Raw genomic sequence first — 22,939 nt, forward strand, 5'->3', positions numbered from 1 at the left:
CGCTCTTCCTCTATGGAGAGCGTTACGGCGGCGGGGTGGTTTTTCAGGCCAGGGCAGGCATTCGCCCCCCTCGTTGAAGGGGGGGGCCCGGGCTCGTTCCGTGTCCGGGTCAGCGGACCGGCTTCGGCCGGCCGTCGGAGACCGGGGAGGGACCGTCGGTCATGCAGTCCAGGATGCCGCGGTCAGGCACCGGCCTGATCAGCGGGGACACGTCGACCGGCGGCCGGCACTGCCCGTTCGGTGCGTACCTGGAGCAGTTTCCGTCGGGGCCGGCGGTGATCTGGGCCCGCCAGGCGAGGTCACCGGTGCTGGTGCCGCCGCGGTTGTTCGGCATGTACCGGTCGGCGGTGGCCGAGCCGGCCATCCCGAAGAGCAGGCCGAGGGAGCAGAGCACGCCCAGCGCGACCGCCCGCGGGGCGAGCCCCGGGAACGGCGGAACGGAAGCTGCGGCTCCGGCCGCCGCTCGGCGGGCCGACCGGCGGCCGACGGCCAGCCAGCCGGCGAGGCCGGTGAGCACGAGCAGGCAGTAGAGCAGCTGGATGCTGGTCCGCGGGTAGAGCATGACCGCCTGGTCCCGCTCCATGTGGGAGGCGTACCAGTAGCGCATCAGCAGGGCGCTGCCGGCGCAGGCGGCAGTGACGAGGACCGCGGCCCGGTCGACGCCGAGCACCAGCGCGAAGCCGAGGCCGACGAGCAGCAGGAGGGAGAAGACCCCGACCCCGCCGAGCTCGCCCGGGATCGGCCAGGTGCTCAGTTGGTCCGAGCCCGGCAGGTCGTCGCGCCACATCGCGAAGTAGGTCGGCTCGACGTAGGTGTCGAAGTAGCAGTACCGGTCGACGGTCGATCCGGCCGAGGAGAGCAGGCGCACCAGATAGGTGCCCGCGACCGCGAGGAAGACCGCGGAGGTGGCGAGGATGGTGGTGCCCGCGGTCACCAGGGCCTGGGTCCCGGCGTCCCGCCGGACCCGGAGCACGACCGCGACCGCCAGCACGATGACGCCGAGCGCGGACCAGACGAACCAGCCCGAGTAGAGGATGAACAGCAGGCCGATCGCCAGGCCCAGCGCGGCGCCCTCGAACGCGGCGCGCCTGCGCGGGAGTTCGGCGGAGCGCTGGAGTAGCTGGATCAGCTTGCCGAGCAGCGGTACCAGGGCGACCAGGACGAGGTTGGCGTACGGCTTGTAGGGCTGCATCATCGGCAGCGACGCGGTGACGCCGATGCCCAGCGCCCACAGCGGCGGGAGCAGCAGCCGCCAGGACAGGTAGGCGACCGGGCCGAGCAGGGCCGTGAAGAGGAGGGAGACCAGCTTCATGGAGTGGCCGGTGTCGCCGCCGGTGAGGTACTCGGCCGTCCAGGCCACCAGGTGCGGGAACATCGGGGGGTAGGCGCCGTCGAGCGGCTTGCCGTCCATCAGGGCGCCGGCCCACGCCTGGAGCGCGCCCGCGTCGCCGCGCTGGCCGTTGAGCGGCCAGGTGGTGTCGCGCAGCGCGAGCGAGATGCCGGCCGCGGTGACGCCGGAGGCGAGCCCGGCGACGCCCGCCGCCGCGAACCGCAGCGGCGCTTCGGGCCACCGGCGCATGGCCGGGATGCAGACCAGCAGGATGACGCCGAGCAGCAGCAGCAGTTGGAGCTGCAGTGCGGCGAGGCCGCTGACCTGCCCGATCCGGGACATCGGGTCCAGCGCGATGAACCGGGCGAGGCAGGTGATCAGCAGCGAAGCCGCGACGGCGACCAGGGCCTCGGCTACCAGGAGACGGACGCCGGCGCGCTCGTTGCGCGTCCCGCCCCTCTGCGGCAGCGGGCTCCGCTGGTGATCGGCCGCGACGGACGCGGTCTGGAGGCTCGTCACTACTGGGTCCTTAGTGGCCGGGGCGGTCGATTGGGGACGAACTGACAGGATCATCTCGGGCCGGTTGCTCACTTGCTCGATTGATTCTGCCAGGGGACGATCACGCCACCTCCCGCCGGTTGGCTGCTGGGCGAGCGGTCCGGGGCCGGTGAATGGCAAAGTGCGCGCAAACTGGCGAAAAGCCGTCAGGGTCCCCTCCCGGGCGGGCGTTCCCCGTGTGAATCACGGCCTGACGCCCCCTTGATCGCGCTGGCCCGGGTCAGGGGTGCATGGCACACTTCGGTGGCGATCCGGAGGGATGGTGGTGACATGTCCACAATCCATACCGACCTCCCCCGCGGGTCGAACCGGGCGTCCTAGCAGCCCGGGCCCGTGTTGCGGCCCGGCCGCGGCTCAATATGACGGTGAACTGCATATGCCTTTCGCCGGTGGGTGGGGTATATCTATGCGGTATGCGTCGGCAGCCCGGCTTCGGGGTGTCCCGCCCCGCCGGCCGAAGCACCCACGGCGCCGGTTCCGGCAGTGGTGTCCCGGCACGCTTTCACCGGGCGGTACTGTCCACAGAGCCGAACCTGCCCGGCACCGCTCAGCAGACCTCCGCAGCCCTATGGAAGTGAAGCGACATGACCGATCTGGCAACCGACCGGCCCAGCGGATCGGAGCTTTCCCCCGACGGGAGCGGCACGACCCGCTCCGACGGCGCGGCGGCCGGCTCGCCCGGCGCCCGGTGGATCGATCGCCGCTGGGTGCTGGTGGCCGGTGAGGTCCTGGTCAGCGTGGTGGCGGCCCTGGGCTTCACCCTGCTCTGCCGGCACATCAGCGTGAACCCGCTGAACCGGATCGGACAGGTCAGCGGCCTGGCCAAGATCCAGCAGTACGCGGCGATGATCGGCCTGCCGATTCTGGCGGTGCTGGTCTACACCGCCTACCGGGGCGGACTGCGCCGGCACGGGCTGGTCCAGCGGCTGGTCTGCGCGGCGCTGGCCGGCCTGGCGACGGGCGTCGTCGCCGGCGGTGTGGTCGTCGCCCTGCGCGGCACCCCCTGGCCGCTCGGCGGGCAGGAGGGCGACCCGAGTGTGCTGGTCGACATGGCCACGTCGATGATGCACGACAAGGGGATCTCCGGCGTCTACCCGCCGCTCTTCCCGGCGGCCGTGGCGCTCTGGTCGGAGATCCGCTACGGCGGGGTCGGCGGCGCCGGCTTCGCCCTGCACGACCTGCAGATCGTCTGCAGCGCCCTGGTCGGACCGATGAGCTACCTGGCCTGGCGGCTCATGCTGCGGCCGTTCTGGGCGCTGGCCATCGCCGTCCCGTCCGCGCTGGTGTTCCTGGACCCGATCCGCCCGTACAGCCACGTGACGATGATCGTCCTGCTGCCGCTGCTGGCGGCTTGCCTGCGCGAGCTGCGCCGGGCGGGGGAGCTGTCGACCCGGTCGCTGCTGCTGCGCGGCGCGGGCTTCGGCATCGTCTTCGGCGTGCTGTTCCTCTGGTACTCGGGCTGGTACCTGTGGTCGGCGCCGGGCGTGTTCCTGCTGACCCTCTTCGTCTTCCCGTGGCGGCGCGGCCGGCAGACCGTCCGCCGGGGCCTGCTGTTCCTGGCCACGACCGTGGTGACCGCCGGGGCCATCGGCTCCCCGCTGCTCTACCAGATCGTGAAGCTCGGCGCCGACACCCCGGACCGGTACGCCTACATCGTGAACTACGTCGACCCGGCGTACGTGCTCGGCTGGATGTCGGACCGCAACGGCCAGCTGACCTACCACAACTGGCCGCAGTCGGGCGAGCTGGCCGGCCAGACCGGCTTCGCGATCATGCTGATCGCGGCGGTCGGCATCGGAGTGGGCCTGGGCCTGCGCAACATGGTGGTCCGGGTGGCGGCGGCGGTGCTGGCCGGAGCCTGGCTGCTGCGGTTCTGGTTCGCCTCGCACATGGCGCACTCCCAGATGATCCAGCTGTACCCGCGGACCACCTGGATCATCATGTACTGCCTGCTGATCCTCGCCGTGGTGGGGCTGATGGCCGGCCTGGAGCGCGGCGCCGGCTGGCTGGAACGGACTCTGCGCTCCAGCGGTCGCACGGCCGACGGGCCGGCCATCCCGCGCCGGGTCACCCGGCAGCTGGCCGCCGGCCTGATCTGCGCGATGGCCCTGTTCGCGACGATGGGTGCCTCCTGGTCGGTGGACCGCTACATGCCGCAGGCGGAGTCCACCAACAGCATGGGCCTGGACGCCTGGCGGGCTCACACGATCAAGAAGAAGGACGGCACCTGCCCGAAGTTCTCCCCGGTGGCGAAGTGCGCGGACATCATCACGAAGGACTGGAAGCCGGAGACGGACAAGGGCTTCATCTGGTGCGCCAACGTGAGCACCGAGGACTGGCCGGCGGTCTGCGGCCGGCAGGCCCCCTGGTTGAAGGAACAGAACAAGTAGTCCGCACGGGCGGGACCGGGGCCGGTGAGGGAGACCTCACCGGCCCCGATTGGCTTTGTTGCTGCTCCATGTGGCAGTATGTCCAAGTTGCTCGGTTGAGTGCCGATGCTGCGCGCCTCCCGCCGGGAGGACTGGAAGCGAGTCCCAAGTACTCGTCGTTCCCGTGATGGCCGTTCATGTGTTCACGTGAAGTATGTGAATGCAGTGGTGTGAAATCGACACCGCGGCAGCTGCGGGGCGGACGTACGGGAATCTTCCGGGAAGCGTGGGCGGGGCCTCGATCCGGCGCCTGGTGGGTGCAAGACCTCACCGATCCCGTGGGAAATCCGCAGAGGGAAACCTCGTGTCGGATTTTTTGCAAGCGACAGGGCGACACGCCCGAGCGCGGGGGTCGGAGGTAACCACCCAGGGGCACCACCGGACACAGTCCACCTGGATGAATCCGGCCGTAGAAGCAGCAGACGACACAAAGGACTACTGAGTAGCCATGGCGGGACAGAAGATCCGCATCCGGCTCAAGGCCTACGACCACGAGGTGATTGACTCCTCGGCGAAGAAGATCGTCGAGACCGTCATTCGCACTGGTGCGCAGGTCGCGGGCCCGGTGCCGCTGCCCACTGAGAAGAACGTGTACTGCGTCATCCGCTCGCCGCACAAGTACAAGGACTCGCGCGAGCACTTCGAGATGCGCACTCACAAGCGTCTGATCGACATCCTCGACCCCACGCCGAAGACGGTTGACTCGCTGATGCGTCTCGACCTGCCGGCTGGTGTCGACATCGAGATCAAGCTCTGAGAGGCACACCGAAGATGGCTAAGCAGATTAAGGGCATCCTGGGCGAGAAGCTCGGCATGACCCAGGTCTGGGACGAGAACAACCGGATCGTTCCGGTGACCGTCGTCAAGGCTGGGCCCAATGTCGTGACCCAGGTCCACACCGCCGACAGCCCGGCCGGCTACGACGCCGTCCAGATCGGCTTCGGCGAGATCGACCCCCGCAAGGTGAACAAGCCCCTCGCGGGTCACTTCGCCAAGGCCGGTGTCACCCCGCGTCGCCACCTGGTCGAGCTCCGTACCTCGGACGCGTCCGAGTACACCCTGGGCCAGGAGATCACCGCGGAGCTGTTCGAGGCGGGTGTCAAGGTCGACGTGACCGGCACCTCCAAGGGCAAGGGCTTCGCCGGTGTCATGAAGCGCCACAACTTCCGGGGCCTCGGCGCCGGTCACGGTGTGCAGCGCAAGCACCGCTCGCCCGGCTCGATCGGTGGCTGCGCCACCCCGGGTCGTGTGTTCAAGGGCGTACGGATGGCCGGCCGGATGGGCCACGAGCGTGTGACCACCCAGAACCTGACCATCCATGCCGTTGACGCGGAGAAGGGGCTGCTCCTGATCAAGGGCGCAATCCCGGGCCCGAACGGCGGCCTCGTCCTCGTCCGCACCGCGGCGAAGGGGCTGTGAGGATATGAGCACCATTGACATCCTGTCGCCCTCGGGCGACAAGACCGGCAGCCTTGAGCTGCCGGCCGAGATCTTCGACGCGAAGGTCAGCGTTCCGCTGATGCACCAGGTCGTCGTGGCGCAGCTCGCTGCGGCCCGTCAGGGCACCCACAAGACCAAGACTCGTGGCGAGGTCCGCGGCGGCGGCAAGAAGCCGTACCGCCAGAAGGGCACCGGCCGCGCCCGTCAGGGCTCGACCCGTGCGCCGCAGTTCGCCGGCGGTGGCGTTGTGCACGGTCCCGTGCCGCGCGACTACTCGCAGCGGACCCCGAAGAAGATGATCGCCGCCGCCCTGCGCGGTGCGCTCACCGACCGGGCCCGCCACAACCGCATCCACGTCATCACCGACGTGACCGCGACCGAGGCGCCGTCGACCAAGGCCGCCAAGAGCCTGTTCGGCAAGATCACCGAGCGCAAGAACGTCCTCCTGGTCGTCGAGCGCGCGGACGAGCTGGGCCTCAAGTCCGCTCGCAACCTGCCGAACGTGCACATCCTGGACGCCGGTCAGCTGAACACCTACGACGTGCTCGTCTCCGACGATGTGGTCTTCACCCAGGCCGCCTTCGAGCGTTTCGTGGCCGGTCCGGCCGCGTCCGCCAAGGCCGTTGCCGCTGAGGGCGAGCTCGAAGGGAGCGCCGCCTGATGAGCGACGTTACGAGCAAGACGTTCACGGACCCCCGTGACGTCCTGGTGAAGCCGGTCATCTCCGAGAAGAGCTACAGCCTTCTCGACGAGAACAAGTACACGTTCATCGTGTCGCCGGGCGCCAACAAGACCCAGATCAAGCAGGCCGTCGAGGCGGTCTTCTCGGTCAAGGTCGAGGCTGTCAACACGATCAACCGTCAGGGCAAGCGCAAGCGCTCCAAGACGGGCTTTGGCAAGCGCAAGGACACCAAGCGCGCCATCGTGACGCTGGCCGAGGGCAACCGCATCGACATCTTCGGTGGTCCGGTCTCCTAACGGAGATCGTGATCGTCGATAAGGACGAGGACGAGAGAGCCAAATGGGCATCCGCAAGTACAAGCCGACTACGCCGGGCCGTCGTGGCTCCAGCGTGGCCGACTTCGTAGAGATCACGCGGTCCACGCCGGAGAAGTCGCTGGTTCGCCCCCTGCACAGCAAGGGCGGCCGTAACAACGCCGGTCGGATCACCGTTCGTCACCAGGGTGGCGGACACAAGCGCGCCTACCGCGTGATCGACTTCCGTCGTCACGACAAGGACGGCGTGCCGGCCAAGGTCGCGCACATCGAGTACGACCCGAACCGCACCGCGCGCATCGCGCTCCTGCACTACGCGGACGGCGAGAAGCGCTACATCATCGCGCCGCGCGGCATCGCGCAGGGTGACCGGATCGAGAACGGCGCTGGCGCCGACATCAAGCCCGGTAACAACCTGCCGCTTCGCAACATCCCGGTCGGTACGACCATCCACGCGGTGGAGCTGCGTCCCGGTGGCGGTGCCAAGATGGCCCGCTCCGCCGGTGCCGGCATTCAGCTGCTGGCGCGTGAGGGCAAGATGGCGCACCTGCGCATGCCCTCCGGTGAGATCCGCCTGGTCGACGCGCGCTGCCGCGCGACCGTCGGCGAGGTCGGCAACGCCGAGCAGTCGAACATCAACTGGGGCAAGGCCGGCCGTATGCGCTGGAAGGGCGTTCGCCCGACCGTGCGTGGTGTGGCCATGAACCCGATCGACCACCCGCACGGTGGTGGTGAGGGTAAGACCTCCGGTGGTCGCCACCCGGTCTCGCCGTGGGGCCAGAAGGAGGGTCGCACTCGTAGCCCGAAGAAGGCTTCGAACGCCCTCATCGTGCGCCGCCGCAAGACCAACAAGAAGCGCTAGGAGCAGGTCAGATGCCGCGCAGTCTCAAGAAGGGCCCCTTCATTGACGGCCACCTTCTCAAGAAGGTGGACGCGCAGAACGAGGCGGGTACCCAGAACGTCATCAAGACCTGGTCCCGTCGCTCCGTGATCTTCCCGGCCATGCTCGGCCACACGATCGCGGTGCACGATGGCCGTAAGCACGTCCCGGTGTTCGTCACCGAGTCGATGGTCGGCCACAAGCTCGGCGAGTTCGCGCCGACGCGTACCTTCCGCGGTCACGTCAAGGACGACCGCAAGTCGAAGCGTCGCTAGTCGCCGGCGAGATTACCGACTCAATGACTGACACCAGCAAGGGGACAACCATGGAAGCCAGGGCCCAGGCGCGGTACATCCGCGTCACGCCCATGAAGGCCCGCCGCGTGGTGGACCTCATCCGTGGCCTGAACGCCACGGAGGCCCAGGCGGTCCTGCGTTTCGCTCCGCAGGCCGCGACCGTGCCGGTCGGCAAGGTGCTCGACAGCGCCATTGCCAACGCCGCGCACAACTACAACCACTCCAACGTGGACGACCTCGTCATCAGCGAGGCGTACGTTGACGAGGGCCCGACCCTGAAGCGGTTCCGTCCGCGCGCCCAGGGCCGTGCCTACCGGATCCGCAAGCGGACCAGCCACATCACCGTGGTCGTCAGCAGCAAGGAAGGGACCCGGTAATGGGCCAGAAGGTTAACCCGCACGGGTTCCGCCTCGGCATCAGCACGGACTTCAAGTCCCGCTGGTACGCCGACAAGCTGTACAAGGACTACGTCAAGGAAGACGTCGCCATTCGTCGCATGATGACGAAGGGCATGGAGCGCGCCGGCATCTCCAAGGTCGAGATCGAGCGCACCCGCGACCGCGTCCGCGTTGACATCCACACCGCCCGCCCCGGCATCGTCATCGGCCGCCGTGGCACCGAGGCCGACCGCATCCGCGGCGACCTCGAGAAGCTGACCGGCAAGCAGGTCCAGCTGAACATCCTCGAGGTCAAGAACCCCGAGCTGGACGCCCAGCTCGTGGCTCAGGGCGTCGCGGAGCAGCTGTCCTCCCGCGTCTCCTTCCGCCGTGCCATGCGCAAGTCGATGCAGGGCACCATGAAGTCCGGCGCCAAGGGCATCAAGGTCCAGTGCTCCGGTCGTCTCGGCGGCGCCGAGATGAGCCGTTCGGAGTTCTACCGCGAGGGCCGTGTGCCGCTGCACACCCTGCGCGCGAACGTCGACTACGGCTTCTTCGAGGCCAAGACGACCTTCGGCCGTATCGGTGTGAAGGTCTGGATCTACAAGGGTGATGTCAAGAACATCGCCGAGGTCCGCGCTGAGAACGCCGCTGCCCGCTCGGGCAACCGTCCGGCCCGTCCCGAGGGTGGTCGTCCCGCCCGCGGTGGCGAGCGCCGTGGCGGCGAGCGTGGTGGCCGTGGCCGTCGTCCCGCCGCCGAGGCCCCCGCGGCCCCGGTGACCGAGGCTCCGGCTGCCGAGAACACCGGAACGGAGGCCTGACCCAATGCTGATCCCCCGTCGGGTCAAGCACCGCAAGCAGCACCACCCCAAGCGCCGTGGCGCCTCCAAGGGTGGCACCGAGCTCGCCTTCGGCGAGTACGGCATCCAGGCCGTCACCCCGGCCTACGTGACGAACCGGCAGATCGAGTCCGCTCGTATCGCCGTCACCCGTCACATCAAGCGTGGCGGCAAGGTCTGGATCAACATCTACCCGGACCGTCCGCTCACCAAGAAGCCGGCCGAGACCCGCATGGGTTCCGGTAAGGGTTCGCCCGAGTGGTGGATCGCGAACGTGCACCCGGGTCGGGTCATGTTCGAGCTGTCGTACCCCAACGAGAAGGTGGCTCGTGAGGCGCTGACCCGCGCAGCTCACAAGCTCCCGATGAAGTGCCGGATCATCCGGCGCGAGGCAGGTGAGAGCTGATGTCGGCCGGCACCAAGGCTGCTGACCTCCGCGAGCTGGACAACGAGGGTCTCGTTGCCAAGCTCCGTGAGGCCAAGGAGGAGCTGTTCAACCTCCGCTTCCAGGCGGCGACCGGGCAGCTCGACAACCACGGACGGCTCAAGCTCGTCCGTAAGGACATCGCGCGGATCTACACCCTGATGCGCGAGCGCGAGCTGGGCATCGAGACGGTGGAGAACGCCTGATGACTGAGAACACCAACGAGACGCGCGGTTTCCGCAAGACCCGTGAGGGCCTCGTCGTCAGCGACAAGATGGACAAGACCGTCGTCGTCGCCGTCGAGGACCGCGTCAAGCACGCGCTGTACGGCAAGGTCATCCGCCGTACGAACAAGCTGAAGGCGCACGACGAGGCGAACGCCTGCGGCATCGGCGACCGGGTCCTCCTCGCGGAGACCCGCCCGCTGTCCGCGACGAAGCGCTGGCGCGTCGTCGAGATCCTCGAGAAGGCCAAGTAACGAAGTTGATGCGGTACGGCCGTATGTGCACCAGGCCCCTTGCGGGCGCTGGTGTGAGCAGCGGCCGGCCCGTCAGCTCTCGTTGACGATCAGGAGAAAGCTGTGATCCAGCAGGAGTCGCGACTGCGTGTCGCCGACAACACGGGCGCGAAGGAAATCCTTTGCATCCGCGTTCTCGGTGGCTCCGGTCGCCGCTACGCCGGTATCGGGGACGTCATCGTCGCCACCGTCAAGGACGCGATCCCCGGCGGTTCGGTGAAGAAGGGTGACGTCGTCAAGTGCGTCGTCGTCCGTACCGTGAAGTCGCGCCGTCGTCCCGACGGTTCGTACATCCGGTTCGACGAGAACGCCGCTGTCGTTCTCAAGAACACCGACGGTGACCCCCGCGGTACCCGCATCTTCGGCCCGGTGGGCCGCGAGCTGCGCGACAAGAAGTTCATGAAGATCATCTCGCTTGCGCCGGAGGTGCTCTAACCCATGGCGAACAGCATGAAGATCAAGAAGGGTGACCTGGTCCAGGTCATCACCGGCAAGGACCGCGGCAAGCAGGGCAAGGTCATCCAGGCCATGCCCGCCGAGAACAAGGTCCTGGTCGAGGGTGTGAACCGGGTCAAGAAGCACACCAAGCCGGGTCCGGGCACTCAGGGTGGCATTGTCACCGTCGAGGCCCCGGTGCACGTCTCCAACGTCCAGCTGGTCGTGGAGAAGGACGGCAAGAAGGTCGTCACCCGCGTGGGCTACCGCTTCGATGACGAGGGCAACAAGATCCGCGTTGCCAAGCGAACCGGTGAGGACATCTGATGTCTGAGACGTCTGTTGAGAAGGTGACCCCCCGTCTCAAGGAGCGTTACAACTCCGAGATCAAGGGTCAGCTGCAGGAGCAGTTCTCGTACGAGAACGTCATGCTGACGCCCGGCCTGGTCAAGGTCGTCGTCAACATGGGTGTCGGCGAGGCCGCCCGTGACAGCAAGCTGATCGAGGGCGCGATCCGCGACCTGACCGCGATCACCGGTCAGAAGCCGGCCGTGACCAAGGCTCGCAAGTCCATCGCGCAGTTCAAGCTGCGCGAGGGCCAGCCGATCGGCACCCACGTCACCCTCCGTGGTGACCGCATGTGGGAGTTCCTGGACCGTCTGGTGTCGCTGGCCCTGCCGCGTATCCGTGACTTCCGTGGTCTCTCCCCCAAGCAGTTCGACGGCCGTGGCAACTACACCTTCGGTCTGACCGAGCAGGTTATGTTCCACGAGATCGACCAGGACAAGGTCGACCGTCAGCGCGGTATGGACATCACCGTCGTGACCACCGCTCAGACCGACGACGAGGGCCGGGCGCTCCTGCGTGCTCTGGGCTTCCCGTTCAAGGAGGCGTGAGCCAATGGCGAAGAAGTCCCTCATCGCGAAGGCCGAGCGGAAGCCGAAGTTCGGCGTCCGGGCCTACACCCGGTGCCAGCGCTGCGGTCGTCCGCACTCGGTGTACCGCAAGTTCGGCCTCTGCCGTGTGTGCCTCCGTGAGATGGCCCACCGCGGCGAGCTGCCGGGCGTGACCAAGAGCTCCTGGTAGTCAGGACCTCGCGGTAACGCCATAGCGAAGCAGGTGTGCCCGATCCCACAGCGCCCCTTTTTGGGGCTACGTACGGAATCCCGTAAGGTAGTGAGGTCGGGCCCCCTGTCGCGGGAGCTCCATAGCTGCCGTCGACCCTCTTCGGAGGGCTCGCACCCAGTCTTACGACGCCGCAGGTCCCCTGCGTCTGTGCCCCTGCCGCACTCCTCGGAGTGCGGCAGGGGGACCTGGCGCGGAGAAACCACGGCGAGAGAGGCCTGAGGCCATCATGACCATGACCGACCCCATCGCAGACATGCTCACGCGTCTGCGTAACGCGAACTCGGCGTACCACGACACCGTGGCGATGCCGGCCAGCAAGATCAAGGCGCACGTCGCCCAGATCCTGCAGCAGGAGGGGTACATCTCCTCCTACAAGGTTGAGGAGCCCGTCGAGGGCGAGGTCGGCAAGAAGCTGACCATCGAGCTCAAGTTCGGCCCCAACCGTGAGCGCTCGATCGCTGGCATCAAGCGGATCAGCAAGCCGGGCCTGCGGGTCTACGCAAAGTCCACCAATCTGCCGAAGGTTCTCGGCGGCCTGGGCGTGGCGATCATCTCCACGTCTTCCGGTCTCCTCACCGACAAGCAGGCTGCCAAGAAGGGCGTAGGCGGAGAAGTTCTCGCCTACGTCTGGTAATTCGGGAAACGGAGGTACAGCAATGTCGCGCATTGGACGGCTGCCCATCCCGGTTCCCGCCGGCGTGGACGTCACCATCGATGGCCAGGCGGTCTCGGTGAAGGGCCCGAAGGGCTCCCTCACCCACCTCGTCGCCGCGCCGATCGAGATCGGCAAGGGCGAGGACGGCACGCTGCTCGTCACCCGCCCCAACGACGAGCGTCTGTCGAAGGCCCTCCACGGCCTTTCCCGCACGCTGGTGGCGAACATGATCACCGGCGTGACCGCGGGCTACCGCAAGTCGCTGGAGATCAGCGGCGTCGGCTACCGAGTTCTGGCGAAGGGCTCCGACATGGAGTTCCAGCTGGGCTACAGCCACCCGATCCTGGTCGAGGCCCCTGAGGGCATCACCTTCGTCGTCGAGTCGGCCACCAAGTTCCACGTGGACGGTATCGACAAGCAGAAGGTCGGCGAGGTCGCCGCCAAGATCCGCAAGCTGCGCAAGCCCGACCCGTACAAGGCCAAGGGCGTCAAGTACGCGGGCGAGGTCATCCGCCGCAAGGTCGGAAAGAGTGGTAAGTAAGCGATGAGCGTCTCTGTCAAGATCGGCAAGGGCAACGCCTACAAGAGCGCCGCTCGCAAGCGCCGCGCGATCCGCGTTCGCAAGCGCGTCGTCGGCACCGAGGTGCGTCCGCGCCTCGTCGTGACGCGCTCGAACCGTCACATGGTCGCCCAGGTCATCGACGACGCCAAGGGTCACACCCTGGCGTCGGCGTCCACTCTCGACGTGTCCATCAAGGGCGTCGAGGGCGACAAGACCGAGCTGGCCAAGAAGGTCGGGAGCCTGGTCGCCGAGCGCGCCAAGGCCGCCGGCATCGAGTCGGTCGTCTTCGACCGCGCGGGCAACCGGTACGCAGGCCGCATCGCCGCTCTGGCCGATGCTGCCCGTGAGGCCGGGCTCGACTTCTAAGCCGCTCGTCGGCTCAGTCGACGGACGTAATCGAGAGAGGTAATTCCAATGGCTGGACCCCAGCGCCGCGGTAGCGGCGCCGGCGGCGGCACCGGCGGTGGCGAGCGGCGCGACCGTAAGCGTGACGACCGGGGTAACGCCCCCGCCGTCGAGAAGACCGCTTACGTCGAGCGTGTCGTTGCGATCAACCGTGTCGCCAAGGTTGTCAAGGGTGGTCGTCGTTTCAGCTTCACCGCGCTGGTCGTGGTGGGCGACGGTGACGGCACCGTGGGTGTCGGTTACGGGAAGGCGAAGGAGGTTCCGGCCGCCATCGCCAAGGGTGTTGAGGAGGCCAAGAAGAACTTCTTCAAGGTCCCCCGTATCCAGGGCACCATCCCGCACCCGATCCAGGGCGAGAAGGCTGCCGGCGTCGTGCTCCTGAAGCCGGCTGCCCCCGGTACCGGTGTTATCGCCGGTGGCCCGGTGCGTGCCGTGCTGGAGTGCGCCGGTATCCACGACATCCTGTCGAAGTCGCTCGGCTCCGACAACGCGATCAACATCGTGCACGCCACCGTGGCCGCTCTGAAGGGCCTCGTGCGCCCCGAGGAGATCGCCGCGCGTCGTGGCCTGCCGCTGGAGGACGTGGCTCCCGCCGCTCTGCTGCGGGCTCGTGCTGCAGGGGTGAGCGCCTGATGGCTCGCCTGAAGATCACGCAGACCAAGTCCTACATCGGCAGCAAGCAGAACCACCGCGAGACGCTGCGCTCGCTGGGTCTGAAGCGCATGCACGATGTGGTCGTCAAGGAGGACCGTCCCGAGATCCGCGGGATGGCCCAGACCGTGCGTCACCTCGTCACGGTCGAGGAGGTGGACTGAGATGGCTGACTCGCCGATCAAGGTGCACAACCTGCGTCCCGCCCCGGGTGCCAAGACCGCCAAGACCCGTGTCGGTCGTGGTGAAGGCTCCAAGGGTAAGACCGCCGGTCGTGGTACCAAGGGCACCAAGGCCCGTTACCAGGTTCCGCAGCGCTTCGAGGGTGGCCAGATGCCGCTCCACATGCGCCTGCCGAAGCTGAAGGGCTTCAAGAACCCGTTCAAGATCACGTTCCAGGTTGTCAACCTCGACAAGCTGGCCGAGCTCTACCCGCAGGGTGGCGAGGTCACTGTCGAGGGCCTGGTCGCCAAGGGCGCGGTTCGCAAGAACTCCCTCGTCAAGGTGCTCGGCACCGGCGAGATCTCGGTGGCCCTGCAGGTGACGGTTGACGCCGTCTCCGGCGCCGCCGCCGAGAAGATCACCGCCGCCGGCGGTACCGTCACCGAGCTCGTCTGAGCCCGCTGACTTCCCACGAGCCCCGCACCTCCTCCGGGAGGTGCGGGGCTCGTGCTTTTCCCGCCGCCATTCCGGCCCGCTCCCCGGTAGGTGCGGGCCTCGTTCTTTTGTGTGGCAAACCCGGGCATCCCGTACCCCGTGAGTGGGGGAGGGGCCGTACGCGCTTCTTTCGAGTGGCTGCGCACTGTTAGAGTCCGTGGAGTTCCCTTGTAGGCTGCGCGTAGGCTCGCCTGTGCCGTCTGTACGGGGGCCCGAACCGAAAACTCCCCATTCAGGACCGACCCTCCCGCCGACGACGCGCGGGAGGCGCAGGAGGCACCGTGCTCAGTGCGTTCGCGCGGGCGTTCCAGACGCCCGACCTGCGCAAGAAGCTGCTGTTCACGCTGGGCATCATGGTGCTGTTCCGGCTGGGTTCGCACATCCCGGTACCCGGGGTGGACTTCCAGGCCGTCAACGCCTGTGTGAAGGCGTCCAAGAACAGCGGTCTGTTCGGGCTCGTCAACCTGTTCAGCGGTGGCGCGCTCCTCCAGCTGACGATCTTCGCGCTCGGCATCATGCCGTACATCACCGCCAGCATCATCCTCCAGCTCCTCACCGTCGTGATCCCGCGACTCGAGGCGCTGAAGAAGGAGGGGCAGGCCGGCACCGCGAAGATCACCCAGTACACCCGGTACCTGACCATCGCGCTCGCCGTGCTCCAGGGCACCGGCATCGTGGCGACGGCCTCCAGCGGCGCGCTCTTCTCGAACTGCCCGGTGGGCAACCAGGTCGTGCCGGACACCAGCGTGTTCCGGATCACCGTCATGGTGCTCACCATGACCGCCGGCACCACGTTCATCATGTGGCTCGGCGAGCTGATCACGGACCGCGGCATCGGCAACGGCATGTCGCTGCTGATCTTCACCTCGATCGCGGCGCAGTTCCCGTCCTCGATGTGGGGGATCAAGACCTCCGGCACCATCGGCGGCGGCTGGGTCGAGTTCCTCTCCGTGGTCGCGGTCGGCGTGATCGTTGTGATGCTGGTCATCTTCGTGGAGCAGGCCCAGCGCCGGATCCCCGTCCAGTACGCGAAGCGGATGATCGGCCGCCGGGCCTTCGGCGGCACCTCGACCTACATCCCGCTCAAGGTGAACCAGGCCGGTGTCATCCCGGTCATCTTCGCCTCGTCCCTGCTGTACATCCCCGCCCTGGTGGTCCAGCTGACCAACAGCCAGGCGGGCTGGGCGACCTGGATCAGGACGAACTTCGTCAAGGGTGACCACCCGGTCTACATGGCCACCTACTTCCTGCTGATCGTCTTCTTCGCCTTCTTCTACGTCGCCATCTCCTTCAACCCCGAAGAAGTTGCCGACAATATGAAGAAGTATGGTGGGTTCATCCCGGGCATCCGGGCCGGCCGACCGACGGCCGAGTACCTGAACTACGTGCTCACCCGCATCACGTGGCCGGGTTCGCTCTACCTGGGCCTGATCGCGTTGATCCCGATGATCGCCCTGGTCGCCTTCGGACAGCAGACCAACTTCCCGTTCGGCGGCACCAGTGTTCTCATCGTCGTCGGCGTCGGACTCGAAACTGTGAAGCAGATCGAGAGCCAGCTCCAGCAGCGCAATTACGAAGGGTTCCTCCGCTGATGCGTATCGTCCTCGTCGGGCCTCCCGGGGCCGGGAAGGGTACTCAGGCGCACCTGCTCGCCAAGACCCTGTCCATCCCCCACATCTCCACCGGTGACCTGTTCCGCGCCAACATCGGTCAGGGCACCCCGCTGGGGCTCGAGGCCAAGAGCTACATGGACGCGGGTCACCTGGTGCCGGATGAGGTCACCATCGGGATGGCCAAGGACCGCATGCTCCAGCCCGACGCCGCCAAGGGCTTCCTGCTCGACGGCTTCCCCCGCAACCTCGGCCAGGCCAAGGCGCTGGACGAGTTCCTCGCGGAGCAGGGCATCAAGCTGGACGGCGTGCTGGACCTGGAGGTCCCCGAGGACGAGGTCGTCCGGCGCATCGCCGGCCGGCGGCTCTGCCGCAACGACGGCGGCCACGTGTTCCACGTGGACTACAACCCGTCGAAGACCGAGGGCGTCTGCGACGAGTGCGGCGGCGAGCTGTACCAGCGCTCGGACGACACCGAGGAGAAGGTGCGCACGCGCCTGGAGGTCTACCACACGGAGACCGAGCCGATCATCGACTACTACGCCCAGCAGGGCTTGGTGGCGACGATCCCGGCCCTCGGCAAGGTGGACGAGGTCACCCAGCGCGCGATCGAGGCGCTGAAGCAGGACAGCTGAGTTTTCGGACACGTACGTACGGCCGCGCTCCCCTTCCCCGGGGCAGCGCGGCCGTACGGCGTCGTACGGTGGAACGAGTGCACGGCCGCCCGGCAAGGACCGGGCGGGAACCCAAGGAAGGCGTGACCAGATGGTGGAGATCAAGACCCCCGAGCAGATCGCGAAGATGCGAGCGGCCGGGCTGGTCGTCGCCGAGGCGCTGAAGGCCTGCCGCGAGGCGGTCGCTCCGGGGGTGACCACCCAGGAGCTCAACGACGTCGCCGACAAGGTCATCACCGACCACGGCGCCACCTCGAACTTCCGCGCCCACCACGGCGGGCTCTGGTTCCCCGGGGTGATCTGCGCCTCGGTGAACAACGAGGTCGTCCACGGCATCCCCGGCGACCGGGTGCTGCAGGAGGGCGACATCATCTCGATCGACTGCGGCGCCATCCTGGAGGGCTGGCACGGCGACGCGGCGATCACCGTGGCGGTCGGCGAGGTCCGGCCCGAGGTGGAGATGCTGAGCAGGGTCACCGAGGGCTCGATGTGGGCCGGCATCGCCCAGATGAAGAAGGGCAACCGCCTGGTCGACGTCTCCAAGGCGATCGAGGGCTTCATCCGCCGCCAGCCGCTGCCGCCCAAGGGCAAGTGGGGGATCACCGAGGGTTACGGCGGCCACGGCATCGGCACCGCGATGCACATGGAGCCGCACGTGCTGAACTACGTCGAGCGCGGCCGCGGCAAGGGCCCCAAGCTGATCCCCGGCACCGTGCTGGCGATCGAGCCCATGGTCTCGCTCGGCACCCCGCACACCACCGTGCTGGAGGACGAGTGGACCGTCGTGACCAACGACGGCACCTGGGCCTCGCACTGGGAGCACTCGGTGGCCGTGACCGAGCAGGGCCCGCTGGTGCTGACCGCCTTCGACGGCGGCAAGGCCGAGCTGGCGAAGCTGGGCATCACCGCGGCTCCGGACCCGTTGGCCTAGGAACGCAGCCGTCGGCGTGGTGGTCGAGGCGGTCGACTGCCGCGTCTGACAAGGGATCAGAGCCCTGGAGGTTTGGACCTCCAGGGCTTTTGTCCTATTTTTATCGGCTGGCAGTGGCTTCAGCGGCTTCGAACGGCAGGAGAGTGCAGTGCTCAAGGGATTCCGCGACTTCATGATGCGCGGCAACGTGGTCGACATGGCGGTCGGTGTGGTCATCGGTGCCGCCTTCACCGGGGTGGTGACCGGCTTCGTGTCGGCCTTCCTCACCCCGCTGGTGGGCGTGGTGGTCGGCGCGGCCGGCGACTTCAGCTCGTACAAGGCCAACCTGGGCGGGGTCACGTTCCCGTACGGGCAGTTCCTCAACGTGCTGATCGCGTTCTTCATGACCGCCGCGGTGCTGTACTTCTGCGTCGTGCTGCCTGTCACCAAGGCCACCGCCCGGTACATGCCGAAGAAGCCGAAGACCCCGAAGCGCCCCTGCCCCGAGTGCCTGACCGAGATCCCCGAGGCCGCCCGCCGCTGCTCGGCCTGCACCGCGCACGTCGAGCCGCTGGTCGTCGTCGCCCAGCGCTGACGCCGCGTGCCGACGCCCCGGCCCCGGTTTTGGCGCATCCCACGGGCTGGCGTAGGATGGACCGTCGGCTCACTCGTAGCGTGCTTCAGCACGCCCTCTTCCCTCGCGGGTCGGGGTGAACCCAGGTTCGCACGAGCGTGCCGCATACGGTAGCCGGTCCCGGAAGGTGGATCTCGCAGTTCATGGCTAAGAAGCAAGGCGCCATTGAGATCGAGGGCACCGTGATCGAGTCTCTTCCGAACGCGATGTTCAAGGTCGAGCTGCAGAACGGTCACAAGGTCCTCGCGCACATCAGCGGCAAGATGCGCATGCACTACATCCGCATCCTGCCGGACGACAGGGTCGTCGTGGAGCTCAGCCCCTACGACCTCACGCGCGGCCGGATCGTCTACCGCTACAAGTAACAACGTCAGATCTAGACCCGGAGAACCTGAGACATGAAGGTCAAGCCGAGCGTCAAGAAGATCTGCGACAAGTGCAAGGTGATCCGCCGTCACGGCCGGGTCATGGTGATCTGCGACAACCTGCGCCACAAGCAGCGCCAGGGCTGATTGCTCTCCCCCAGCATTTCTCGTAGTACTTCGCGCGACGCGAAAACGTCATAAGCGGGCTACCCGATCCGTCCTTCGCAGGACGGACTGCCGCCCCCGGTCAGAGGCCGGGGCTCCCTCACCGTGAGGTGTCGGAGTAGGTAGCACGCAAGACCTCTGAAGAACCACAGGAGCCTTGAATGGCACGCCTCGCCGGCGTTGATCTCCCCCGTGAGAAGCGGATCGAGATCGCCCTTACGTACGTGTACGGCATCGGCCGTACCCGCGCCCAGCAGACCCTGGCCGAGACCGGTGTCAGCCCGGATGTCCGCGTTCGCGACATCTCCGAGGACGACCTCGTCAAGCTGAGCCAGTACATCGACGCCAACTACACGGTCGAGGGTGACCTTCGCCGTGAGGTGGCCGCCGACATCCGCCGCAAGGTCGAGATCGGCTGCTACGAGGGTCTGCGTCACCGCCGTGGCCTCCCGGTCCGCGGTCAGCGCACCCACACCAACGCGCGTACCCGCAAGGGCCCGCGTCGCGCGATTGCCGGCAAGAAGAAGCCGGGCAAGAAGTAGTCCGTCCCGTAACCGGACATCCCTCCGGCCCGCGGGTCAGCGGACCGACCACCTCAGTAGGAGAACAGACTTATGCCCCCCAAGGGTCGTCAGGCTGCCGGCGCGAAGAAGATCCGCCGCAAGGAAAAGAAGAACGTCGCTCACGGCCACGCGCACATCAAGAGCACGTTCAACAACACCATCGTTTCGATCACCGACCCCGCGGGCAACGTGATCTCCTGGGCCTCTGCCGGCCACGTCGGCTTCAAGGGCTCGCGCAAGTCCACCCCGTTCGCCGCGCAGATGGCCGCCGAGGCCGCTGCCCGTCGCGCGCAGGAGCACGGCATGCGCAAGGTCGACGTTTTCGTGAAGGGTCCGGGCTCCGGCCGCGAGACCGCGATCCGTTCGCTCCAGGCCACCGGCCTGGAGGTCGGCTCGATCCAGGACGTCACCCCCACCCCGCACAACGGCTGCCGTCCGCCGAAGCGCCGCCGCGTCTGACGCAGCGCCTTCGGGCATCGGTGTTGCTTTAAACCGCGTACGGGGTCCTGCGCAGTGAATGGTCACTGTTTTCGGGACCCCGTACGCTGGTTCTGTTCGGCATCAAATAGTGGGTGCCGAAGACAACTGGAGGATCTGAAAACATGCTGATCGCTCAGCGTCCCTCGCTGACCGAAGAGGTCGTCGACGAGTTCCGCTCGCGGTTCGTGATCGAGCCGCTCGAGCCGGGCTTCGGCTACACCCTCGGCAACTCCCTGCGCCGCACCCTCCTGTCGTCGATCCCGGGTGCCGCTGTCACCAGCATCCGCATCGACGGTGTCCTGCACGAGTTCACCACCGTGCCGGGCGTCAAGGAGGACGTCACCGACCTCATCCTCAACATCAAGCAGCTGGTCGTCTCCTCGGAGCACGACGAGCCGGTCGTGATGTACCTGCGCAAGCAGGGCCCGGGTGTGGTCACCGCCGCCGACATCGCCCCGCCGGCCGGTGTCGAGGTGCACAACCCCGAGCTGGTCCTCGCCACGCTGAACGGCAAGGGCAAGCTGGAGATGGAGCTGACCGTCGAGCGCGGTCGCGGCTACGTCTCCGCCGTCCAGAACAAGGCCTCCGGCCAGGAGATCGGCCGCATCCCGGTCGACTCGATCTACAGCCCCGTGCTGAAGGTCACCTACAAGGTCGAGGCCACCCGTGTCGAGCAGCGGACCGACTTCGACAAGCTGATCGTCGACGTCGAGACCAAGCCCGCCATGCGCCCGCGTGACGCCATGGCCTCGGCCGGCAAGACCCTGGTGGAGCTGTTCGGTCTCGCTCGCGAGCTGAACATCGACGCCGAGGGCATCGACATGGGCCCGTCCCCGACGGACGCCGCCCTGGCCGCCGACCTGGCGCTGCCGATCGAGGAGCTGGAGCTCACCGTTCGGTCGTACAACTGCCTCAAGCGCGAGGGCATCCACACCGTGGGTGAGCTCGTCGCCCGCTCCGAGGCCGACCTGCTCGACATCCGCAACTTCGGTGCGAAGTCGATCGACGAGGTCAAGGCGAAGCTGGCCGGCATGGGCCTGGCGCTCAAGGACAGCCCGCCCGGGTTCGACCCGACCGCCGCCGCCGACGCCTTCGGCGCCGACGACCTGGACGACGCGGGTTACGCGGAGACCGAGCAGTACTAAGAGTTTGGGGTCGGGGCGGTTCCTCCGGAGCCGCCCCGCCACCAGGAAAGTCGTGCGGGCACAGTGCTCGTACGCCCGCTGCGGTACCTGATACGGCCGTAGTCGGAGATTCAAGGAGTAATCCATGCCGCGTCCCACCAAGGGTGCCCGCCTCGGCGGCGGCCCGCACCACGAGCCGCTGCTGCTCGCCGGTCTGTGCCGGGAGCTCTTCCAGTACGGCCGCATCACCACGACCGAGGCCAAGGCCCGTCGGATGCGCCCGCTGGCGGAGAAGCTGATCACCAAGGCGAAGAAGGGCGACATCCACAACCGTCGCCTGGTGCGCAAGACCATCACCGACATCTCGGTGCTGCACACCCTCTTCACCGAGATCGCGCCGCGCTACGAGAACCGCCCGGGTGGCTACACCCGTATCACCAAGATCGGTCCCCGTCGTGGCGACAACGCCCCGATGGCCGTGATCGAGCTGGTCGAGGCGCTGACCGTCGCGCAGACCGCCGTCGGCGAGGCCGAGGGCGCCACCAAGCGCGCCGTCAAGGAGGCCGAGGCGGCCAAGGTCGAGGAGACCAAGGCCGACGAGGTCGTCGAGGCCGAGCAGGCCTGACACCTTTAGGTGTTGCGGGCCCGTTCTCCCATTCGTGGGGGAGCGGGCCCGTTCCTTATCCCCTGGGAGTAGTAGCAGTGGCCAACGATTGCGTGGAGCAGCCCCCCGTGAAGGACGGCCCGGCCGACGGGCACGTCCGGATCCGGCTCGACCTCGCCTACCACGGCGCCGAGTTCTCCGGCTGGGCCCGCCAGCGCGGTGGCCGCCGGACCGTGCAGGAGGAGATCGAGAGCGCGCTGCAGATCGTCACCCGCAGCCCCGGGTCGTACCCGCTGACGGTCGCAGGGCGCACCGACGCCGGGGTGCACGCGCGCGGTCAGGTCGCCCACGTCGACCTCCCGGAGGAGCTCTGGGCCGAGCACGGCGGGAAGCTGCTGCGCAGGCTGGCCGGGCGGCTGCCCGGTGACATCCGGATCTACCGGGTGGGGGAGGCGCCGACCGGCTTCGACGCCCGGTTCTCGGCGGTCTGGCGCCGGTACGCCTACCGGGTCGCGGACCACCCCGGCGGGGTCGACCCGCTGCTGCGCGGGCACGTGCTCTGGCACGACCGGCCGCTGGACGTCGACCGGATGAACGAGGCCGCCAAGCTGCTGCTCGGCGAACACGACTTCGCGGCGTACTGCAAGAAGCGCGAGGGCGCGACCACCATCCGCACCCTGCTGGAGCTGCACTGGGACCGCGTCCCGGTGGACGGCTACGCGGCGCAGGAGGGCTCGCTCGCGGTCGCCACCGTCCGGGCCGACGCCTTCTGCCACAACATGGTCCGGGCCCTGGTCGGCGCGATGCTGCTGGTCGGGGACGGGCACCGGCCGGTGGACTTCCCCGGGGAGGTGCTGGCCGGGGGGGTGCGCAACTCCGCGGTCAACGTGATCCGGCCGTACGGGCTGACGCTGGAGGAGGTCGGCTACCCGCCGGACGACCAGCTCGCCGAGCGCAACCGGGCCGCCCGGCGGATGCGCACGCTGCCCGGTGCCGACCGGGCGACGGTCTGATCGGACGGCGGGGCAGCCCGGGCTGTTCGAGTCGGACGGCTGCCTAGGTCTGCAACGAAGGGGTCCGCCCGGTCTGGTCGACCGGGCGGACCCCTTCAGCCGTTCCGGGGGGGGGGGGGGGGGGGGGGGGGGGGGGGGGGGGGGGGGGGGGGGGGGGGCCCCCCCCCCCCCCCCCCCCCCCCCCCCCCCCCCCCCCCCCCCCCCCCCCGCACCCCCCC

General features: G+C 67.9%; 34 protein-coding genes. 33 read left to right on the forward strand and 1 reads right to left on the reverse strand.

The genetic code is table 11. The annotated features are described in order from the left end of the window. Nucleotides 1–109: 109 nt before the first annotated feature. Entirely contained in the window at nt 110–1,849 is a 1,740-nt protein-coding gene (locus ACZ6NC_RS24365; protein ID WP_465735886.1) for a hypothetical protein, read from the reverse strand. 623 nt (nt 1,850–2,472) lie between these two features. Here ACZ6NC_RS24365 and ACZ6NC_RS24370 point away from each other — a divergent pair. From ACZ6NC_RS24370 to truA, 33 genes are all read left to right on the forward strand, one after another. Further along, nucleotides 2,473–4,278, forward strand: coding sequence for a hypothetical protein (locus ACZ6NC_RS24370; protein WP_465735887.1), 1,806 nt, complete (start codon nt 2,473–2,475; stop codon nt 4,276–4,278). Between the two features lie 487 nt (nt 4,279–4,765). Continuing rightward, on the forward strand, nt 4,766–5,074 hold the full coding sequence (rpsJ, locus tag ACZ6NC_RS24375; protein WP_012785157.1) for a 30S ribosomal protein S10: 309 nt from the start codon (nt 4,766–4,768) through the stop codon (nt 5,072–5,074). 14 nt (nt 5,075–5,088) lie between these two features. Next, complete coding sequence (rplC, locus tag ACZ6NC_RS24380) at nt 5,089–5,736, forward strand: 50S ribosomal protein L3 (RefSeq protein ID WP_360184161.1); 648 nt, start codon at nt 5,089–5,091, stop codon at nt 5,734–5,736. Nucleotides 5,737–5,740: 4 nt separating this feature from the next. Continuing rightward, nucleotides 5,741–6,418 carry a 50S ribosomal protein L4 gene (rplD, locus tag ACZ6NC_RS24385; RefSeq protein ID WP_396321461.1) on the forward strand — a complete coding sequence of 226 codons (678 nt, stop codon included), beginning with the start codon at nt 5,741–5,743 and terminating at the stop codon, nt 6,416–6,418. Beyond that, nucleotides 6,418–6,735 (forward strand): 50S ribosomal protein L23, encoded by a 318-nt coding sequence (gene rplW / locus ACZ6NC_RS24390; RefSeq protein WP_030280768.1) that lies wholly within the window; start codon nt 6,418–6,420, stop codon nt 6,733–6,735. The genes rplD and rplW overlap by 1 nt, the downstream gene beginning before the upstream one ends. A gap of 43 nt (nt 6,736–6,778) precedes the next feature. Beyond that, entirely contained in the window at nt 6,779–7,615 is an 837-nt protein-coding gene (gene rplB / locus ACZ6NC_RS24395) for a 50S ribosomal protein L2 (RefSeq protein ID WP_063348968.1), read from the forward strand. An 11-nt stretch (nt 7,616–7,626) separates the two neighbouring features. Beyond that, complete coding sequence (rpsS, locus tag ACZ6NC_RS24400; protein ID WP_030055821.1) at nt 7,627–7,908, forward strand: 30S ribosomal protein S19; 282 nt, start codon at nt 7,627–7,629, stop codon at nt 7,906–7,908. Nucleotides 7,909–7,958: 50 nt separating this feature from the next. Beyond that, nucleotides 7,959–8,306: a 50S ribosomal protein L22 gene (gene rplV, locus ACZ6NC_RS24405; protein WP_045304593.1), complete on the forward strand. Its 348-nt coding sequence runs from the start codon at nt 7,959–7,961 to the stop codon at nt 8,304–8,306. Next, on the forward strand, nt 8,306–9,127 hold the full coding sequence (rpsC, locus tag ACZ6NC_RS24410) for a 30S ribosomal protein S3 (RefSeq protein ID WP_209414069.1): 822 nt from the start codon (nt 8,306–8,308) through the stop codon (nt 9,125–9,127). Before rplV ends, rpsC begins: the two co-directional genes overlap by 1 nt. 4 nt (nt 9,128–9,131) lie before the next feature. Then, nucleotides 9,132–9,551, forward strand: a complete 420-nt coding sequence (gene rplP, locus ACZ6NC_RS24415; protein ID WP_030393299.1) for a 50S ribosomal protein L16 — start codon at nt 9,132–9,134, stop codon at nt 9,549–9,551. Next, nucleotides 9,551–9,775: a 50S ribosomal protein L29 gene (rpmC, locus tag ACZ6NC_RS24420; RefSeq protein WP_063348970.1), complete on the forward strand. Its 225-nt coding sequence runs from the start codon at nt 9,551–9,553 to the stop codon at nt 9,773–9,775. The genes rplP and rpmC overlap by 1 nt, the downstream gene beginning before the upstream one ends. Then, nucleotides 9,775–10,047: a 30S ribosomal protein S17 gene (gene rpsQ / locus ACZ6NC_RS24425; RefSeq protein WP_030055826.1), complete on the forward strand. Its 273-nt coding sequence runs from the start codon at nt 9,775–9,777 to the stop codon at nt 10,045–10,047. The genes rpmC and rpsQ overlap by 1 nt, the downstream gene beginning before the upstream one ends. A gap of 102 nt (nt 10,048–10,149) precedes the next feature. Then, nucleotides 10,150–10,521 carry a 50S ribosomal protein L14 gene (rplN, locus tag ACZ6NC_RS24430; RefSeq protein ID WP_030393301.1) on the forward strand — a complete coding sequence of 124 codons (372 nt, stop codon included), beginning with the start codon at nt 10,150–10,152 and terminating at the stop codon, nt 10,519–10,521. A gap of 15 nt (nt 10,522–10,536) precedes the next feature. After that, nucleotides 10,537–10,848, forward strand: a complete 312-nt coding sequence (gene rplX, locus ACZ6NC_RS24435; protein WP_030055828.1) for a 50S ribosomal protein L24 — start codon at nt 10,537–10,539, stop codon at nt 10,846–10,848. Continuing rightward, nucleotides 10,848–11,417, forward strand: coding sequence for a 50S ribosomal protein L5 (gene rplE, locus ACZ6NC_RS24440; RefSeq protein WP_030300393.1), 570 nt, complete (start codon nt 10,848–10,850; stop codon nt 11,415–11,417). The genes rplX and rplE overlap by 1 nt, the downstream gene beginning before the upstream one ends. A gap of 4 nt (nt 11,418–11,421) precedes the next feature. Next, nucleotides 11,422–11,607: a type Z 30S ribosomal protein S14 gene (locus tag ACZ6NC_RS24445; protein WP_030393303.1), complete on the forward strand. Its 186-nt coding sequence runs from the start codon at nt 11,422–11,424 to the stop codon at nt 11,605–11,607. Nucleotides 11,608–11,875: 268 nt separating this feature from the next. Beyond that, a complete protein-coding gene (rpsH, locus tag ACZ6NC_RS24450; RefSeq protein WP_030232489.1) occupies nt 11,876–12,283 on the forward strand; it encodes a 30S ribosomal protein S8 in 408 nt (135 codons plus the stop codon). Between the two features lie 22 nt (nt 12,284–12,305). Continuing rightward, nucleotides 12,306–12,845, forward strand: a complete 540-nt coding sequence (gene rplF / locus ACZ6NC_RS24455) for a 50S ribosomal protein L6 (RefSeq protein WP_465735888.1) — start codon at nt 12,306–12,308, stop codon at nt 12,843–12,845. A gap of 3 nt (nt 12,846–12,848) precedes the next feature. Continuing rightward, nucleotides 12,849–13,232: a 50S ribosomal protein L18 gene (gene rplR / locus ACZ6NC_RS24460; RefSeq protein WP_209414075.1), complete on the forward strand. Its 384-nt coding sequence runs from the start codon at nt 12,849–12,851 to the stop codon at nt 13,230–13,232. Nucleotides 13,233–13,280: 48 nt separating this feature from the next. Beyond that, nucleotides 13,281–13,904, forward strand: a complete 624-nt coding sequence (rpsE, locus tag ACZ6NC_RS24465) for a 30S ribosomal protein S5 (protein ID WP_030055834.1) — start codon at nt 13,281–13,283, stop codon at nt 13,902–13,904. Then, nucleotides 13,904–14,086 carry a 50S ribosomal protein L30 gene (rpmD, locus tag ACZ6NC_RS24470; RefSeq protein ID WP_030300409.1) on the forward strand — a complete coding sequence of 61 codons (183 nt, stop codon included), beginning with the start codon at nt 13,904–13,906 and terminating at the stop codon, nt 14,084–14,086. Before rpsE ends, rpmD begins: the two co-directional genes overlap by 1 nt. A gap of 1 nt (nt 14,087) precedes the next feature. Continuing rightward, nucleotides 14,088–14,540, forward strand: coding sequence for a 50S ribosomal protein L15 (rplO, locus tag ACZ6NC_RS24475; RefSeq protein ID WP_465735889.1), 453 nt, complete (start codon nt 14,088–14,090; stop codon nt 14,538–14,540). Between the two features lie 320 nt (nt 14,541–14,860). After that, nucleotides 14,861–16,171, forward strand: coding sequence for a preprotein translocase subunit SecY (secY, locus tag ACZ6NC_RS24480; protein ID WP_465735890.1), 1,311 nt, complete (start codon nt 14,861–14,863; stop codon nt 16,169–16,171). Then, nucleotides 16,171–16,824, forward strand: coding sequence for an adenylate kinase (locus ACZ6NC_RS24485; RefSeq protein ID WP_465735891.1), 654 nt, complete (start codon nt 16,171–16,173; stop codon nt 16,822–16,824). The genes secY and ACZ6NC_RS24485 overlap by 1 nt, the downstream gene beginning before the upstream one ends. A gap of 130 nt (nt 16,825–16,954) precedes the next feature. After that, the gene (gene map / locus ACZ6NC_RS24490; protein ID WP_465735892.1) at nt 16,955–17,794 is read left to right on the forward strand and encodes a type I methionyl aminopeptidase; all 840 of its coding nucleotides are present in this window, start codon (nt 16,955–16,957) and stop codon (nt 17,792–17,794) included. A gap of 148 nt (nt 17,795–17,942) precedes the next feature. Next, entirely contained in the window at nt 17,943–18,368 is a 426-nt protein-coding gene (gene mscL / locus ACZ6NC_RS24495; RefSeq protein WP_465735893.1) for a large conductance mechanosensitive channel protein MscL, read from the forward strand. A 182-nt stretch (nt 18,369–18,550) separates the two neighbouring features. Beyond that, complete coding sequence (gene infA / locus ACZ6NC_RS24500) at nt 18,551–18,772, forward strand: translation initiation factor IF-1 (RefSeq protein WP_003956442.1); 222 nt, start codon at nt 18,551–18,553, stop codon at nt 18,770–18,772. Between the two features lie 33 nt (nt 18,773–18,805). Then, complete coding sequence (rpmJ, locus tag ACZ6NC_RS24505) at nt 18,806–18,919, forward strand: 50S ribosomal protein L36 (RefSeq protein ID WP_003956441.1); 114 nt, start codon at nt 18,806–18,808, stop codon at nt 18,917–18,919. 179 nt (nt 18,920–19,098) lie between these two features. After that, nucleotides 19,099–19,479: a 30S ribosomal protein S13 gene (rpsM, locus tag ACZ6NC_RS24510; protein WP_355261344.1), complete on the forward strand. Its 381-nt coding sequence runs from the start codon at nt 19,099–19,101 to the stop codon at nt 19,477–19,479. A 72-nt stretch (nt 19,480–19,551) separates the two neighbouring features. Further along, nucleotides 19,552–19,959 carry a 30S ribosomal protein S11 gene (rpsK, locus tag ACZ6NC_RS24515; RefSeq protein WP_030232513.1) on the forward strand — a complete coding sequence of 136 codons (408 nt, stop codon included), beginning with the start codon at nt 19,552–19,554 and terminating at the stop codon, nt 19,957–19,959. A gap of 143 nt (nt 19,960–20,102) precedes the next feature. Further along, nucleotides 20,103–21,125 (forward strand): DNA-directed RNA polymerase subunit alpha, encoded by a 1,023-nt coding sequence (locus ACZ6NC_RS24520; protein ID WP_030055844.1) that lies wholly within the window; start codon nt 20,103–20,105, stop codon nt 21,123–21,125. 124 nt (nt 21,126–21,249) lie between these two features. After that, on the forward strand, nt 21,250–21,729 hold the full coding sequence (gene rplQ / locus ACZ6NC_RS24525; RefSeq protein WP_465735894.1) for a 50S ribosomal protein L17: 480 nt from the start codon (nt 21,250–21,252) through the stop codon (nt 21,727–21,729). A gap of 92 nt (nt 21,730–21,821) precedes the next feature. Next, nucleotides 21,822–22,721, forward strand: coding sequence for a tRNA pseudouridine(38-40) synthase TruA (gene truA / locus ACZ6NC_RS24530; RefSeq protein ID WP_465735895.1), 900 nt, complete (start codon nt 21,822–21,824; stop codon nt 22,719–22,721). The last annotated feature ends 218 nt before the right edge of the window (nt 22,722–22,939 follow it).

The sequence above is a fragment of the Kitasatospora sp. NPDC041988 genome, from assembly GCF_055588525.1.